The 15094-nt window shown below is 64.5% G+C and carries 13 protein-coding genes; 6 read left to right on the forward strand and 7 right to left on the reverse strand.

Annotation, left to right across the window (positions count from 1 at the left end):
* Positions 1-10: 10 nt before the first annotated feature.
* A complete protein-coding gene (locus G6N66_RS01635; protein ID WP_085235647.1) occupies positions 11-1738 on the reverse strand; it encodes an N-acyl-D-amino-acid deacylase family protein in 1728 nt (575 codons plus the stop codon).
* Between the two features lie 111 nt (positions 1739-1849).
* Positions 1850-2131 carry a hypothetical protein gene (locus G6N66_RS01640; protein ID WP_085235646.1) on the reverse strand — a complete coding sequence of 94 codons (282 nt, stop codon included), beginning with the start codon at positions 2129-2131 and terminating at the stop codon, positions 1850-1852.
* Between the two features lie 271 nt (positions 2132-2402).
* On the opposite strand from G6N66_RS01640, the gene G6N66_RS01645 reads away from it, so the two are divergent.
* Both G6N66_RS01645 and G6N66_RS01650 read left to right on the forward strand, forming a co-directional pair.
* On the forward strand, positions 2403-2921 hold the full coding sequence (locus G6N66_RS01645; protein ID WP_085235645.1) for a mycothiol transferase: 519 nt from the start codon (positions 2403-2405) through the stop codon (positions 2919-2921).
* On the forward strand, positions 2922-3773 hold the full coding sequence (locus tag G6N66_RS01650) for a hypothetical protein (RefSeq protein WP_085235644.1): 852 nt from the start codon (positions 2922-2924) through the stop codon (positions 3771-3773).
* 19 nt (positions 3774-3792) lie between these two features.
* On the opposite strand, the gene G6N66_RS01655 is transcribed toward G6N66_RS01650, so the two are convergent.
* From G6N66_RS01655 to G6N66_RS01665, 3 genes are all read right to left on the reverse strand, one after another.
* Complete coding sequence (locus G6N66_RS01655; RefSeq protein WP_085235643.1) at positions 3793-4491, reverse strand: anti-sigma factor; 699 nt, start codon at positions 4489-4491, stop codon at positions 3793-3795.
* Complete coding sequence (locus G6N66_RS01660; RefSeq protein WP_085235642.1) at positions 4488-5063, reverse strand: sigma-70 family RNA polymerase sigma factor; 576 nt, start codon at positions 5061-5063, stop codon at positions 4488-4490. Before G6N66_RS01660 ends, G6N66_RS01655 begins: the two co-directional genes overlap by 4 nt.
* A gap of 77 nt (positions 5064-5140) precedes the next feature.
* Positions 5141-6805 (reverse strand): cytochrome c biogenesis protein DipZ, encoded by a 1665-nt coding sequence (locus G6N66_RS01665; protein ID WP_085235641.1) that lies wholly within the window; start codon positions 6803-6805, stop codon positions 5141-5143.
* 128 nt (positions 6806-6933) lie between these two features.
* On the opposite strand from G6N66_RS01665, the gene G6N66_RS01670 reads away from it, so the two are divergent.
* Positions 6934-7251, forward strand: coding sequence for a PE family protein (locus G6N66_RS01670; RefSeq protein WP_085235640.1), 318 nt, complete (start codon positions 6934-6936; stop codon positions 7249-7251).
* Positions 7252-7266: 15 nt separating this feature from the next.
* Here the strand turns inward: G6N66_RS01670 and G6N66_RS01675 are convergent, their stop codons facing one another.
* Both G6N66_RS01675 and G6N66_RS01680 read right to left on the reverse strand, forming a co-directional pair.
* Entirely contained in the window at positions 7267-10089 is a 2823-nt protein-coding gene (locus tag G6N66_RS01675; RefSeq protein ID WP_085235718.1) for an MMPL/RND family transporter, read from the reverse strand.
* Between the two features lie 59 nt (positions 10090-10148).
* Positions 10149-10571: an MmpS family protein gene (locus G6N66_RS01680; RefSeq protein WP_085235639.1), complete on the reverse strand. Its 423-nt coding sequence runs from the start codon at positions 10569-10571 to the stop codon at positions 10149-10151.
* Positions 10572-10786: 215 nt separating this feature from the next.
* On the opposite strand from G6N66_RS01680, the gene G6N66_RS01685 reads away from it, so the two are divergent.
* The 3 genes from G6N66_RS01685 (at position 10787) to G6N66_RS01695 (ending at position 15081) form a co-directional block, all read left to right on the forward strand.
* Positions 10787-11500 carry a TetR family transcriptional regulator gene (locus G6N66_RS01685; RefSeq protein WP_085235638.1) on the forward strand — a complete coding sequence of 238 codons (714 nt, stop codon included), beginning with the start codon at positions 10787-10789 and terminating at the stop codon, positions 11498-11500.
* 153 nt (positions 11501-11653) lie between these two features.
* Positions 11654-12097 carry an MmpS family transport accessory protein gene (locus G6N66_RS01690; protein WP_085235637.1) on the forward strand — a complete coding sequence of 148 codons (444 nt, stop codon included), beginning with the start codon at positions 11654-11656 and terminating at the stop codon, positions 12095-12097.
* A gap of 65 nt (positions 12098-12162) precedes the next feature.
* Positions 12163-15081 (forward strand): MMPL/RND family transporter, encoded by a 2919-nt coding sequence (locus G6N66_RS01695; RefSeq protein ID WP_139825480.1) that lies wholly within the window; start codon positions 12163-12165, stop codon positions 15079-15081.
* The last annotated feature ends 13 nt before the right edge of the window (positions 15082-15094 follow it).

A 15094-nucleotide genomic window follows, 5' to 3' on the forward strand; every position in this document is an offset into this window, starting at 1 on the left:
TGTGTGCGTTTCAGGCGGGTTGGGGAGCGTTTTGACGGCCGCGGACCAACTTCCCGGGACGGGCGTCGGTCGGCACCCCGTTCTCGGCGATTACCTGGCCCGAAACCACGGTGGCGACGTAGCCGTCCGCCGTCTGGTCCAGGCGACGTCCGCCAGCGGGCAGGTCGTAGCTGATTACCGGTTTGTGCAGGCGCAATGCGGCGTGGTCGATGACGTTGAGGTCGGCCTTGTAGCCCACGGCGATGCGCCCGCGGTCGGCCAGCCCGGCGATGCGCGCGGGGACGGTGGTGAGTTCGCGGACCGCTTCGGGCACGGTAAACCGGCCGGATTTCCGGTCGCGAGCCCAGTGCGCCAGGAAGTACGTCGAGTAGCTGGCGTCGCAAATCATGCCGTAGTGCGCGCCGCCGTCGCCGAGGCCCAGCACCACGTCGTCGCGGTGCAGCAGCTTGCCGACGGTGTCCAGCGAGTTTCCCTCGAGGTTGCTGGTGGCGACCAACAGCATGGCCTTCCCGTCGTCGTCCAGCAGCCGGTCGTAGGCCTCCTCCATCGGGTCGACGCCCTTGGCTCGGGCCCGGGCCCCGATGCTGTCGGCCGGGTTCGGCTCGTAGTTCGGGTTGTCGCCCAGCGGGAAGATCCAGTCCCACATCTGGGCCACGTACAGGATCGGGTGACCATGACCGGGCTTGTCGGCCAGGATGCGGGCGCGGACCTCGGGTTTGCGCATCTCCGCAACGCGCTCGGCCAGTGGGAGGTTCGCGATCTCCCGGTAACTGGGGTAGAGCACGAACGGGTTGGCCGACAGCTGCAGCCCGATGATCAGGCCGATCGGTCGCGGTAGCAGCTGCGCGGTGACGTCCCCTCCCGCCGCGTTGGCCTTCTCGATCATGGTGATGGCGTCCGGCCAGGTCGGGTCGCCGGCGTTTGCTACGACCAGGGTGAAGGTGAGCGGCAGCCCGACATCCTCGGCGACGTCGAACACCGTCTGCAGCACGGGCTCGTAGCCGCCGGAGGGGATGTCGGGCACAAACTGGAGCAGCCCGCCGCCGCCGTCGACGACGCCGCGGGCGATCTCCTCGATCTCCTCGCGGGCGGCCTCGTAGCTGGGGATTGGCGAGCCGCTCTCGGTCTTGTGGATCGTCAACCGCGACGAGGCAAAACCGAGAGCACCGATCTCTATCGCTTCCTTGGCCAGTTCCCGCATTTTGGCGAGGTCTTCGGGCGTCGCCGGCTCGCGGTCGACCCCCCGCTGGCCCATCACGTAGACCCGCAGCGGCGAGTGCGGCAGGTAGGCGGCTACGTCGATGTCACGTTTGCCCGCGTCCAGCGCGTCCATGTACTCGGGGAAGGTCTCCCAGGTCCACGGCAGCCCGTCGGTCATCACGACGCCGGGAATGTCCTCGACGCCGGCCATCACGTCGACCAGCACGTCGTGGTCTTCTTGACGGCACGGGGCGAAACCGACCCCACAGTTGCCCACCACCACTGTGGTGACCCCGTGCGCCGACGACGGCGTCAGGCGCTCCGACCAGATGGCCTGGCCGTCGTAGTGGGTGTGCAGGTCGACGAAACCGGGGGTGACCAGCAGTCCGGTGGCGTCGATCTCCCGGGTGGCGGTGTCGCCGTTCACCTGCCCCACCGCCGCGATGACGCCGTCTTTGACGGCGACGTCGCCGACGTACGGTTCACCCCCCAGCCCGTCGACGATGGTGCCATTACGGATGAGGAGGTCGTAGGTCATCTAAGTAATCTCCCACAAAAATGCCGGGCCAGACAGCTCGCGCGTAGATGAACACACGCGATACAGCCAGGCTATGCACCCCGGTGCGGGTTCGCTAGCACCCTGCGCGGCTTAATGGCGCAGCTTTTCGTTGGCGTACTGAATGGCCGCGTCGACCTTTTCGATCCATTGGGGCTCGTCGTCGGGCCAGCATTCCACGGTGATTGTTTTCATTCCGTCGTGCTGTGCGGAAAGGTGCGGCCCCTTTAGCTGCGAGTTGAAATACCCAAACCAGTCTCGACCCCGGGCATCAATGGTTAGCGGCGTGGTGCGGACCTCGTAGGCGTATTGCAGCTTCACCGAACCGAGGACCGGACCGCGTATCAACACCGGCTCCCCCTCGCGTGAAATCATCGCTCGCCGCCTACCCGGCATTACTGCGCGCGATCGCCGGCGAAAATGAAACGCCGAATCATGCTGTCGCCCTGGCCAGATGGTCCCGAGGGAATACTGTCACCGCGTCGGAACCCTTACCTAACCGCAACTATTGATATAGGACATAGTCCTCAGAGTATGCCTATCGCATGACGCTTACCAACGATCCATATGAGCTTCATAGAAAACGAACACGGTCCGCTGACCGCGAACGTCGAGGCCGTCCGTCATACCGCGTAGGGTCGCGACTATGTTAGACGCCCATGCTGCCGGAGCCCGAGAGCTGCTTCGGGATTCGTTCACCAGGCTGATCGAGCACGTCGACGAGCTCACCGACGGGCTGACCGACGAAACGTCCAATTACCGCCCGACGCCCGAGGCCAACAGCATCGCCTGGCTGATCTGGCACAGCGCCCGGGTGCAGGACATCCAGCTGGCCCACGTGGCCGGCGTCGAGGAGGTGTGGACCCGCGACGGCTGGGTGGACCGCTTCGGGCTGGATCTAGCGCGCCGCGACACCGGCTACGGTCACGGCCCCGAAGAGGTGGCCAAGGTGCGGGCCCCGGCCGACCTGTTGTCCGGCTACTACCACGCGGTGCACCAGTTCACCCTCGACTACGTCGCGGGCGTAACGGCCGACGAGCTCGCCCGCGTCGTCGACACCAACTGGGATCCGCCGGTCACCGCCAGTGCGCGGATCGTGAGCATCATCGACGACTGCGCACAGCACCTGGGTCAGGCCGCGTATCTGCGGGGCATCGCACCCTAGATGCGATTCGCGCTGACGGTCCTGCTGTGGCTGGTCACGACCGTTGCGTTGGCGGTGGCGGTCCCGGCCGGCTGGGCGCAACTGAACATCGTCGACGAGGATGGCTACGCCGCGTTTGCCCGCAAGGCCGCGGGCGACCCGGCCCTGCAGTCCGCCGCGGCGGCCGAACTCTCCACCCGGGCGATGGCACTGATCAGTGCGCACGGGGGAGGCAAGCACCCGGTCGAGAGTGCGCAGGTGCACGAGATCGCCGCCGCGTTCACGGCCGGACCGTCGTTCCCGCCGCTGTTCGCCGACGCGAACCGGGCGGCACACCGCTATCTGTTCTCTGCGGCGAGCTCGGGCGACGCATGGGTGATCGACCTGGCGCCGATGCTGAAAGACAGTGCATTTGAGCAGGTGCTGAGCAGCCACAACGTGAAAGTTCCCGCGACGCTGACGGTCCCGCTGACCGTGTCGCTGCCCGGCCAGTCGGTGCGCCAGGGGCAGCTGAGCCGCGTCGCCGATTGGGGTCCCTGGGTGAGCCTGGGTGCGGCGGTCGTCAGCGGTTTCTTCGGCTTGCTGACGCTTGTCGTGGCGCGGCGCCGGGGCAAGGCGTTGACCAGCCTGGGCGTGTCAGCCCTGCTGGTGGGCGCGGCGGGCTGGGTGGGGATCGAGGTCGGCGGCCGCTACCTGGCCGGGGCGCTCAATGACACCACCGGCGACATCCGCCAGATCGCCGACGTGATGATCCGCCACGCTGAGGCCGGCATGCATTTCTGGCTGAACCTGACGTTGATCGCAGGCGTGGTATTCGCCGGATTCGGTGTGTTGGTCGCGATAACGGGCGCCGTCTTGGGTTCCAAGCGGTAAGGGCGGGCCCACCGGTAGCTCAGCTCAGGGGCAGTTCGGCCAAGATCGTGCTGGTCGGCTGCGGCGACCCGGTGCCGGGTTCGACGGTGAACGCCAGTGCCTTTGAGTGGCCGAGGTCGTTGAACATGTGCGTCGTCGACGGCGTCACGGCCGCGGTGCCCATCGTGCCCGCCGACGTCGGACCGTTGGACCCGATCAGCCACATCTGATAGACGGTGCCCGGGGCGGGCGGCGGCACGTTGTTCATCACCAGCACGCCCGCGTTGCGGTCGCGGGAGAACATCACCGTCGCCGTCCCGTTGGCGAGCGGGCGGGACACCGTCCGCACGTCCGGGGCGGTCATGATCTGCTCGGCCATCGTCTGTGTGGGGTGCGGCCGCATCAGCACCCCGACGCCGAACGCTGCGGCACCCACCACCACCGCCGCCGCCGCGGAGGCCAAAGCTGCTGTGCGCCAACGTGACTGACTACTACGAGCGGGCCCAGTCGAGGCAAGCGTCGCCGCTCGCAGGTGCTCGGGAGGCGCGGCCGCAGTCGCCGCCGACACGACCGCCATCGCCTCACGTACGCCGCGAACTTCGTCGGCGAAGGCCGCCGCGACCGGTGCGGGTGCGCCGGCGAGCCGCCGGTCGAGCTCGGCCCGCTCCGCGTCTGACATCGCATGCAGGGCATACGGTGTGGCCAGCTCGAGCAGCTCGAAGTCGGTGGGTTCGGTCATGACACGTCCAGGCAGTTACGCAGGCCGCGCAGCGCATCGCGCATGCGCGACTTGATAGTCGACAGGTTGGTGGCCAACCGCTGCGACACCTCGGCATAGGTCAGGCCGCCGTAGTAGGCGAGGTCGATGCATTCCCGCTGGGCGGCCGTCAGCGCCTCGAGGCAGGCGAGCACCCGCCGGCGCTCGTCGCCGGCGATCGCCGAGTCGGCTACGGTGTCGCCGGAGGGGCCGCTTGCCGGATCGATATTGGCTGCGCCGTAACGAGATTCGCGGCGGGTGGCGGCCTGCTCGGCGCGCACCCGGTCGACGGCGCGCCGATGCGCCATGGTCAGCAGCCAGGCCAGCGCAGACCCTTTGGCGGGGTCGTATCCCGATGCGCTGCGCCACACTTCGAGATAGACCTCCTGGGTGGTTTCCTCGCTATAGCCGGCATCACGCAACACCCGAACCACCAGTCCGTAGACCCGGGGACTGGTCTGGTCGTAGAACGCGCCGAAGGCCGCGCGATCGCCACGTGCGACCCGGCGCAGCAGGGCCGCCAGGTCGCCGCTCGGCTCTGGCGTCGCGGTCATGGATCGGTAGCCTAGCCCCCGGCTGCTCCACACCTTGGTATTCGGAGCCATCGATCGAGCGGACGGTTGTGGCCGGCCTACCCGAACGTGAACGAAAACACTTGCAGGCCTTTGCTAACCTGCACGTCGAGCCGATCGCGGTGCGCGGTGTCCGGCTCGTCGCCCACGATTTGGTGCAGGGTCGGGGGCCCGCTGATCGGCGTGGTGATGGTCTTCCCGTCTCGTGTCACTGTGAGCGTGCCGGTACCTCCGACGACGATATAGACGGCGTGCGCCGAGTAATTCAGCGCAATCGCGTCGTCGTCACTGTCGGCGGTGGCGCCCTGGTTGTCCAAGGTCCAGCGGCCGCGCAGCGCGAACCGGTCGTCGGGTAACTGTGGCGGGTAGGTGAATGTCCCGTCGCCGGCTTTGTAGTGATCGCCCGTGCCGGCGTAGTTCGATGCGCGGTCGGGGCTTAGGTAGGTCTCCGGGGTGAGCCTGGTCTGTGGTGTGGTGTCGGCCTTGTTCGACGGAGCGGGCAGCCGGGCGCCCGCGTTCGCGTCCGTGAGCAGGTCGCGGATCAGCCTCTCGGTGCCGTCGTAGTCGCCCTCGCCAAACTTGGTGTGCCGAACGGAGCCGTCGGCGTCGATCAGGTACTCGGCCGGCCAGTACAGGTTCTGGTAGTTGTTCCAGGTCTTGTAGTCGTTGTCGATCGCTACGGGATAGTCGATGTGCAACGCCGCGGCGCCGCTGGCCACATTGGCGGGAACATGTTCGAACGCGTACTCGGGAGTGTGCACGCCGATGGCAACGAAGCCGTCGCTCCGATAGCGGTTGTACCAGTCGACGACGTGGGGGATGGCGCGCTGGCAGTTGATGCACGAGTACGCCCAGAAGTCGATCAGCACCACCTTGCCGCGCAACGACGCGAGGTCGATCGGTTTGCCGCCCGGGGTGTTGAGCCACTGGGTGATCCCGACGATGGCGGGCGCCGGTCCGCACTGCTGCAGCCGGGCGAAACCTTCTGTGCAGTCGGCCAGTTGACCCTTCGGCATGCCGCCCCGGTTCAGCTTGCGCTGGACATCAGTGGCGCCAATCCCTTTCTGCATTGCCGCTGTGTAGTCCGGGACGGCGCGCTGCAGCACCGCGGGAAGATTGAACACCAGCGCCACGGCCAGCACGATCATCGTGATCCCGCCGGCGATCTGAATCGCGCGCTGGCGGCGACGGAATGCCGAGATGCGTTGGCCGGCCAGTGCGAAAGCCAGTAGCGGCAAGGCGGCACCAACGGCGAACGTCGCGGTCAACACCAGCGTCGGCAGGCCGATGGACCCGGTACCGCCGGCGACCACAATCGCGGCCAGCACGGGTCCCGCACACGGCACGTAGAGCGCGCCCAACGTCAGTCCGAGCCCGAAACCTCTTGTGCCGCTGACACTTAGCCGCTGGGGGATGCGCGCGAACGGCCGTTCCAGCAGATGCATCAGCGGCGGGAAGATCAATCCGAGACCGATCAGCGTCAAGATCACCAGCGCGGCCCACCGGATCGCGTCCTGCGGCAGATGCAGCGCCGACAACAGCGCCGAGCCGGCCAGGGTGACCACGCTGAAGCTGCAGACCAGGCCGGCGATCACCATATATGGCCGTGCCCTGGACCCGTCTCCGGCACCGGAGAAGAACACCACGGGAAGCACCGGCAGGATGCACGGCGAGATGCCGGTGATCAGGCCGCCGAGGAACCCGATCAGCGCAATGGTCTGCATAACCGTCATTCGTAACAGCAGCGCATCTGGGTGGAGCGGTGCCTTAAGTAACACAGCGCCCGAGCTGGGCCAGAGTGCAGTAGCGCACTACTGGGACCGCCGCCGCGTGAGACGGTGACGATTACCCAATGTCATTCCTAATTGCGACGCCGCAGCTGGTGACGGCGGCAGCAGGGGATCTGGCTAGCATCGGGTCGGCGATCGTGTCGGCGAATGCGGCCGCGGCGGCCCAGACCACTGGCGTGTTGCCGGCTGGCGCCGACTCGGTGTCTGCGGCGATTGCGGCGCTACTTGGCGAACACGCCCAGGTCTATCGGGCGCTCAGCGCCCAAGCGGAGGCCTTTCATGATCAGTGCGTTCAGACCCTAAGAGCCGCCGCCCACTCTTACGCGGCCACCGAGGCCGACAACGTGTCGTCGCTGCAGAGCATTCACGGCACCCAATAGCGCCGGACAAGCCAGTTAGTCGCTGTAGGCGAAAGCATGGTCCGCCTGGCGTTCGATCGGTGCTTGCGGTACCCGGGCGGGCCTTGAACGCACCCGCATCGGCCACCAGAACCAGCGCCCCAGGATCGCGGCGACGGACGGTGTCATGAAGGCACGGACAATCAACGTGTCGAACAGCAGGCCCAACCCGATCGTGGTGCCTACCTGTCCGACCATGCGAACGTCACTGACGACCATGGACGCCATGGTGGCCGCAAATATCAAGCCCGCGTTGGTGACCACCTTGCCGGTGCCACCCATGGATCGGATGATCCCGGTGTTGAGCCCGGCGTGTATTTCCTGTTTGAACCGGGACACCAGTAGCAGGTTGTAGTCGGATCCCACGGCCAACAGCACGATGACCGACATCGCAATGACCATCCAGTGCAAGGGGATACCGAGAATGTGCTGCCAGAACAACACCGAGAGCCCGAAGGAGGCGCCCAGGGAAATCGCCACCGTGCCCACGATGACCGCGGCAGCGATCAACGCGCGGGTCAGGATCAGCATGATGATGAAAATCAGGGCCAGCGAAGAGATTCCGGCGATCACCAGATCCCATTTCGCGCCCTCGGAGATGTCCTTGAACACCGCGCCGGTTCCGGCCAGGTAAAACTTCGAGTCCTCCAAAGGTGTTCCCTTGGTGGACTCTTCGGCCGCGGTGCGGATCGCGTTGATGCTCGCGATCCCCTCGGCCGATGCGGGATCGCCGCGATGCAAGATGATGAAGCGCGCCGCGTGCCCGTCCGGGGACAGGAAACTCTTCATGGCGCGTTTGAAGTCCGCGTTCTTGAAGACCTCTGGCGGCAGGTAGAACGAATCGTCGTTCTTCGACGCGTCGAAAGCGTGACCCATGGCCGTCGCGTTGTCGCTCATCTCGTCCATCTGATCGAAGATGCCCGACATGGTGCTGTGCATCGTGAGCATCATCGTGCGCATGTTCACCATGGTGTCGATCATCGGCGGGAACTGGGAGAGCATCTGCGGCAATAGCGTGTCGAGCTGCTTGATGTCACTCACCAGGGTGTTGAGTTTGTCGTCGATCTTGTCGACACCGTCGATCGTGTCGAAAACCGACCGTAACGAAAAGCAGATCGGAATGTCGAAACAGTGTTTCTCCCAATAGAAGTAGCTGCGAATGGGACGCCACATGTCTTCGAAGTTCGCGATGTCATCGCGTAGCTCGGACGTGATTTGTTGCATCTCGATCGTGTCCCCGACCATGTGGTGGGTGACCGCGTCGAGTTGCTGCATCAAGGAGTACATCCGCTGCATGGTGGCGATCGTCTTGCTCATCTCGTCGGCCTGGGCGAGCATGTCGTTCATCCGGTCGCGCTGGTATTTCATGGTCAGCATCTGCCCGGCGTTTTGCATGCTCATCTGAAACGGGATCGACGTGTGGTCCATCGTGGTTCCGTCGGGCCGGGTGATCGCCTGCACCCGCGAAATCCCCGGAACCCGGAAGATGCCCTTGGCGAGTTTGTCCAAGACCAAAAAGTCCGTCGGGTTACGCATGTCGTGGTTGGCTTCGATCATCAAGATCTCCGGCTTCATGCGGGCCTGCGAAAAGTGCCGATCGGCGGCCGCGAAGCCCTGATTGGCCGGAATATCTTTAGGCAGGTACGCCCGGTCGTCGTAGCTGGGCTTGTAGCCGGGCAGTGTGAGTAGGCCGACGAGGGCCACCGCGGAGCTCACGGCGAGAATGGGCAGCGGCCAGCGCACTACCGCGGTGCCGATCCGCCGCCAGCCCCGCACGCTCAATTTCCGCTTGGGGTCGAACACCCCGAAGCGTCCGGCCACGGTCAAAACCGCCGGCCCCAGCGTGAGGGCGACCAAGACCGCGGTCACCATGCCCACCGCGCACGGGATGCCCAGGGTCTTGAAGTAGGGACTGCGCGCGAAACTCAGACAGAACGTTGCCCCGGCGATCGTCAGGCCGGAGCCCAGGATGACGTGGGCCGTCCCGCGATACATGGTGTAGAAGGCCGTTTCCTTGTCCTCACCGGTGTGGCGGGCTTCCTGGTAGCGACCGATGATGAAGATGCCGTAGTCCGTCCCCGCGGCGATGGCCAGCGAGGTGAGCAGGCTGACGGCGAAGGTGGAAAGTCCGATGAGCCCGAAATGCCCGATTGCCGCGACGGCTCCGCGGGCGATCACCAGCTCGAAACCCACCGTCAGCAGCAGCAGCAGCACGGTGGTCACGGACCGATAGACAAATAGCAGCATGACCAGGATCACCAGGATCGTGGTGGCGGTGATCTTGACCATGGATTTGTCGCCGCTTTTGTGCAAATCCGCGGTCAGCGCCGACGCCCCGGTGACATACGCCTTGACCCCCGGCGGCGCCGGCGTGCTGTCCACGATCTTGCGGACCGCCTCGACGGACTCGCTGGCCAGCTGCTCTCCTTGGTTACCGGCGAGATTCACCTGGACGGTTGCGGCCTTGGCGTCGTTGCTTTGCGCGCCCGCCGCCGTGAGCGGGTCGCCCCAGAAGTCTTGAATGCTGAGCACGTGCGTCTTGTCTTCGCGCAGCCTGCGAATCATGGTGTCGTAGAACCGGTGCGCGTCGTCGCCCAAGGGCTTGTCGCTTTCCAGCACGATCATCGCCACACTGTCGGTCGTTCCCTCGTTGAAGGCGTGGCCGATGTGTTTCAGCGCGATCACCGATGGGGCGTCCCCGGGGCTCAACGTGACCGACCGCTCCTGGCCTACCTCTTCCAGCGAGGGAACGAACACACTGACGATGACGGCAATTGCCAACCAGAACAAGATGATTGGCACGGAGAAGACGTGCAGCATCCGTGCGATCAAGGGCCGTTCGGCATGCTTTTCGGCGTTGAGGCCGTCGAGTCTGGTACTCACGCCGACTTCACCATGCAGAAGGTGAAGGCATGGACCTCGTTGGAGATTTTTTCCGCCTTGACCTCGCCGTCCACTACGATGCGGCAGCCGATGCTGTCGCTATTCCCTTGCGCCATAAGGCTTCCCATCACCGCGGCCTTGTCGGTGGTGACGTGCAACGACCACGGCAACGACGCTCCATCGACGCGTTGCGGATCGGCGTTGACGTCGAAGTAGCTGATGTCGGCGACTGTTCCGGGTGGGCCGAAGACTTCGTAGCTGATCTGTTTCGGGTTGTAGGGCTTCGCGCTCTCCAGGTTGCTGTCGGCATAGGAGGGGCGCTTTTCCGAGCCGAAATAGCCGTGGACCCGGTAGACGGCGAACCCCGCGGCGACCACCACCGCCAAAATGATCAGTGGAATCCAGGTCCGCGACAGCACCTTGAAAATCTCAGATCCCCTTACCCGGTCGGCATTTCCTTTTCGCGGACGGTTCGCTGCGCCGACCGCGTGGCTTTGGCGCAACTAAGCCTTGCCTAAGTAAATCATGGCGTGGCGGTCCTCAACCGCCTGGAGTGTAACGCATATCACGTGCGTAACGGACCCCTTGGGTTTGCTCTCAAATCACATGCCGTGCGTTATACAAATCACATGATGTGCGTTATCCTCAGCCGGTGCCGCCCCTGACGTTTCAGCGTGCCCGCACGGAAGAAAACAAGCGCCGACGTGCGGCGGCGCTCGTCGAGGCCGCGCGCTCACTCGCAGTCGAGACCGGGGTCGCGTCGGTGACGCTGACCGCCGTCGCCGGCCGCGCTGGAATTCACTACTCCGCGGTGCGCCGCTATTTCACGTCCCACAAGGAGGTGCTGCTGCACCTCGCCGCCGAAGGCTGGGTGCGGTGGTCGGCCACTGTGTGCAAGGAATTGGACGGACCCGACGGGCAGGAAATGTCGCCGGAGCGGGTCGCCGAGATATTGGCCACCTCGCTGGTTGCCGATCCGTTGTTTTGTGATCTGCTGGCCAACCTTCACCTGCACCTCGAGCATGAGGTGGAGCCCGAGAGAGTGGTCGAGATCAGGTTGACCATTTCCGCCGCCGCGACCGAACTGGCCGACGCCATCGAGCGTGTGCTGCCCGCGCCCGGACGCTCGGGCGCCTTCGACATTTTGATTGCCGCGTATTCGTTGGCCGCCGCTTTCTGGCACATCGCCAACCCCCCGGAGCGGCTGTCGGACGTGTACGCCAAGGAGCCGGAAGCCCTTCCGCCCGAATGGAATATCGACTTCGCGTCGGCGCTCACGCGCGTGCTGACCGCCACCTGTGTTGGTCTCAATTCCGGATCACCCGGGCCCGAAGACGGTGCGAAGTGACGACCGTGTTGTGCGCGGCCGCGCGGATGCCGCTAAGGTGCTTAGCGCACCAAAGCAAATGGTGGGATGACCACGGCGGCGGGCGTTTTCGCGTGTCTTCTTATGCAAGCAACTGGGCGTCTATCTACACGCCGCTAAGTGGGAGGTGATTCGATGGCCAAGGCTGCAGTCGTCAACGCGGTGAAAAAGGGGTGGATCCTCTTGGTCATCGTGGCCGTGATTTTGGTGGCGGGGTTTGTGGTCACGCGGCTGCGCAGCATTTTCGGGACGAACGAAAACCATGCGATCAGCAGCGGCGGCGTCGACGAGATCAAACCCTTCAATCCCAAGCACGTGGTCTACGAGGTGTACGGGAACGGCGCCACCGCCAACATCAACTATCTGGATATTCACGCGCAGCCTCAGCGAGTGGACAATGTGTCGCTGCCCTGGACGCTGTCGGTCATCACGACGCTGCCGTCGGTGAGCGTCAACGTCGTCGCACAGACCGAAGGTGACCAAATCGGCTGCCGAATCATCGTGAACGACGTAGTCAAGGACGAAAGGTCGGTCAACGGAGTGAACGCCGAAACCTTCTGCATTGTGAAGTCCGCATGACTACCACTCAGCCCGATTTCAGCCCCGCGAATAAGCCCACCAACGAGGCCGCGGGCCTTCCGCACATGCCGTGGTTCGCGCACGCGGTGCACAAGTTCGCCCCGCTGATCGTCCTGGCCTGGGTCGGACTCGTGGTGTGCCTCACCTTCTTCGTCCCCGACCTGGAAACGGTCGGCAAGGCGCACACGGTGCCGATGAGCCCGAAAGAGGCGGCATCGATGCAGGCGACGATGCGCGTCGGCAAGGTGTTCAACGAATTCGACAGCGACAGTGCGGTGATGATCGTTCTCGAGGGCGACAAGCCGCTCGGCGACGACGCCCACCACTACTACGACCAACTCGTCAAGAAGGTCGAGGCGGACACCAAGCACGTCGAGCACGTGCAGGACTTCTGGGGGGACCCGCTGACGGCGGCCGGCTCACAGAGCAACGACGGCAAGGCCGCCTATGTGCAGGTCTATCTGGTCGGCGACCAGGGTGAGAGTAAGGCCAATGATTCGGTGCACGCGGTGCGCAAGCTGGTGGAGGACTCGCCCCCGCCGCCCGGGATCAAGGCCTATGTGACGGGCGCCGCGGCCCTGACGGCCGATCAGTCCGCGGCCGGTGAGAAGGGCGTCATCCTGGTAACCCTGCTCACCTTCGTGGTGATCATCGTGATGCTGCTTTGGGTCTACCGCTCGGTGGTGACCGTTTTGATCACCCTGCTGATGGTGGTACTCGAGCTGTTCGCCGCGCGCCAGGTCGTCGCGTTTTTGGCCAATAGCGAGATCATCGGCCTGTCGACCTTCGCGGTAAACCTGTTGGTGCTGATGGTGATTGCGGCAGGGACCGACTATGCGATCTTCGTGCTGGGCCGGTATCAGGAGGCGCGATCGCTCGGCGAGGACCGAGAACAGGCCTTCTACACCATGTTTCACGGGACCGCGCACGTCGTGTTGGGTTCGGGCTTGACCATCGCCGGCGCGATGTACTGCCTGAGCTTCACCCGGCTCCCGTACTTCCAGAGCCTTGGGGTCCCGTGCTCGGTGGGAACACTTGTCGCCGTTTTCGCGGCGCTCACGCTGGGCCCGGCCGTGCTGGCGGTGGGGAGTCGGTTCGGCCTGTTCGACCCGAAGCGGAAGATGCGGACGCGCGGGTGGCGGCGTGTGGGCACCGCCATTGTCCGTTGGCCCGGACCGATTTTGGCCGTGTCGATCGGCATCGCGCTCGTCGGGTTGCTCGCGTTGCCCGGGTACAAGACGAATTACGACAACCGCCAGTATCTGCCGGGGAGCACGAAGGCGGTTGTGGGATACGAAGCCGCAGAACGGCATTTCTCCAATGCCAGGATGAATCCGGAATTGCTGTTGGTCGAGACCGATCACGACTTGCGCAACCCGGCGGGCATGCTGGTGTTGGACCGGATCGCCCGGTTCATCTTCCACATCCCCGGCGTCGCACGCGTGCAGACGATAACCAGGCCGCTGGGGGCGCCGATCGAGCACACCTCGATCCCGTTCCAAATCAGCATGCAGAACACGACTCAGGTGGAGAACCAGGAGTACATGAAGAAGCGCATGGCGGACATGCTGAAGCAGGCCGATGCCATGCAGCAGTCCATCGACACCATGCAGCGCATGTACGACATCACGTCGAGGATGGCCGCGGTCACCCACCACATGGATGGCCTTACGCACGAAATGGCCGACGTCACTGGGCAATTGCGTGACGAGATCGCGAACTTCGACGACGAATGGCGGCCGCTTCGGGCGTACTTCTACTGGGATAAGCATTGCTTCGACGTCCCGGTGTGCTGGTCCATACGATCCCTCTTCGACGCGCTCGACGGCATCGACAAGCTGACCGAGAAGATCGACGACCTGACGGTCGACATCGACCACCTCGACGCTCTGCTGCCGCAGATGCTGGCGCAGATGCCGCCGATGATCGAGACGATGAAGACGATGAAGCAAATGATGCTGACCATGCACAGCTCGATGAACTCGATGTATGACCAGATGGACGTGATGAGCCAAAACTCCACGGCCATGGGACAGGCGTACGACGCGGCCAAGAACGACGACTCGTTCTACATTCCGCCGGAGGTCTTCGACAACCCCGACTTCAAACGCGGCCTGAAGATGTTCGTGTCGCCCGACGGGCACGCCGCCCGGTTCATCATCTCCCATGACGTCCCTCCGGCGACCCCCGAAGGCATTTCGCACGTCGACCCGATCAAGTCGGCGGCGAAGGAAGCGATCAAGGGAACCCCGTTGGAGGGCGCCAAGATCTGGCTCGGCGGCACGGCCGCGGTCTATAAGGACATGCGCGACGGGTCCAAATACGACCTGATGATCGCCGGAATATCGGCGGCCAGCCTGATTTTGATCATCATGCTGATCATCACCCGAAGCCTGGTCGCCGCGATCACCATCGTTGGCACCGTGCTGATTTCGTTGGGGGCCTCGTTCGGACTCTCGGTGCTGCTGTGGCAAGACATCCTGGGCATCCGACTGCACTGGATGGTGCTCGCGATGTCGGTCATCCTGCTGCTCGCGGTGGGCTCGGACTACAACTTGCTATTGGTCTCCCGCTTCAAAGAGGAGATTCATGCCGGCATCAAGACCGGCATCATCCGGTCGATGGCCGGCACCGGCGCCGTGGTGACTTCGGCCGGGTTGGTGTTCGCCGCCACGATGGCGACGTTCGCGATCAGTCCGCTGCGGGTGATGGGGCAGGTGGGCACCACCATCGCCTTGGGTTTGTTGTTCGACACGTTGATCGTGCGGTCGTTCATGATGCCGTCGGTGGCGGCGATGATGGGGCGCTGGTTCTGGTGGCCGACGAAGGTCCGGACTCGCCCGGCCAGCGCGTTGCTGCGGCCGTTCGGGCCGCGGCCGGTGGTTCGCGCGCTGCTGCTGCCCCCGGAGAACGGCGGCACGTATCGCAACGGCGAAGCGGCCGACGCGGCAAACACCGATCGCTTCCCGGCGGCGCATTATTAACAGTTAGGACTTC

Origin of the sequence: Mycobacterium conspicuum, assembly GCF_010730195.1 — a bacterium.
GTDB lineage: Bacteria > Actinomycetota > Actinomycetes > Mycobacteriales > Mycobacteriaceae > Mycobacterium > Mycobacterium conspicuum.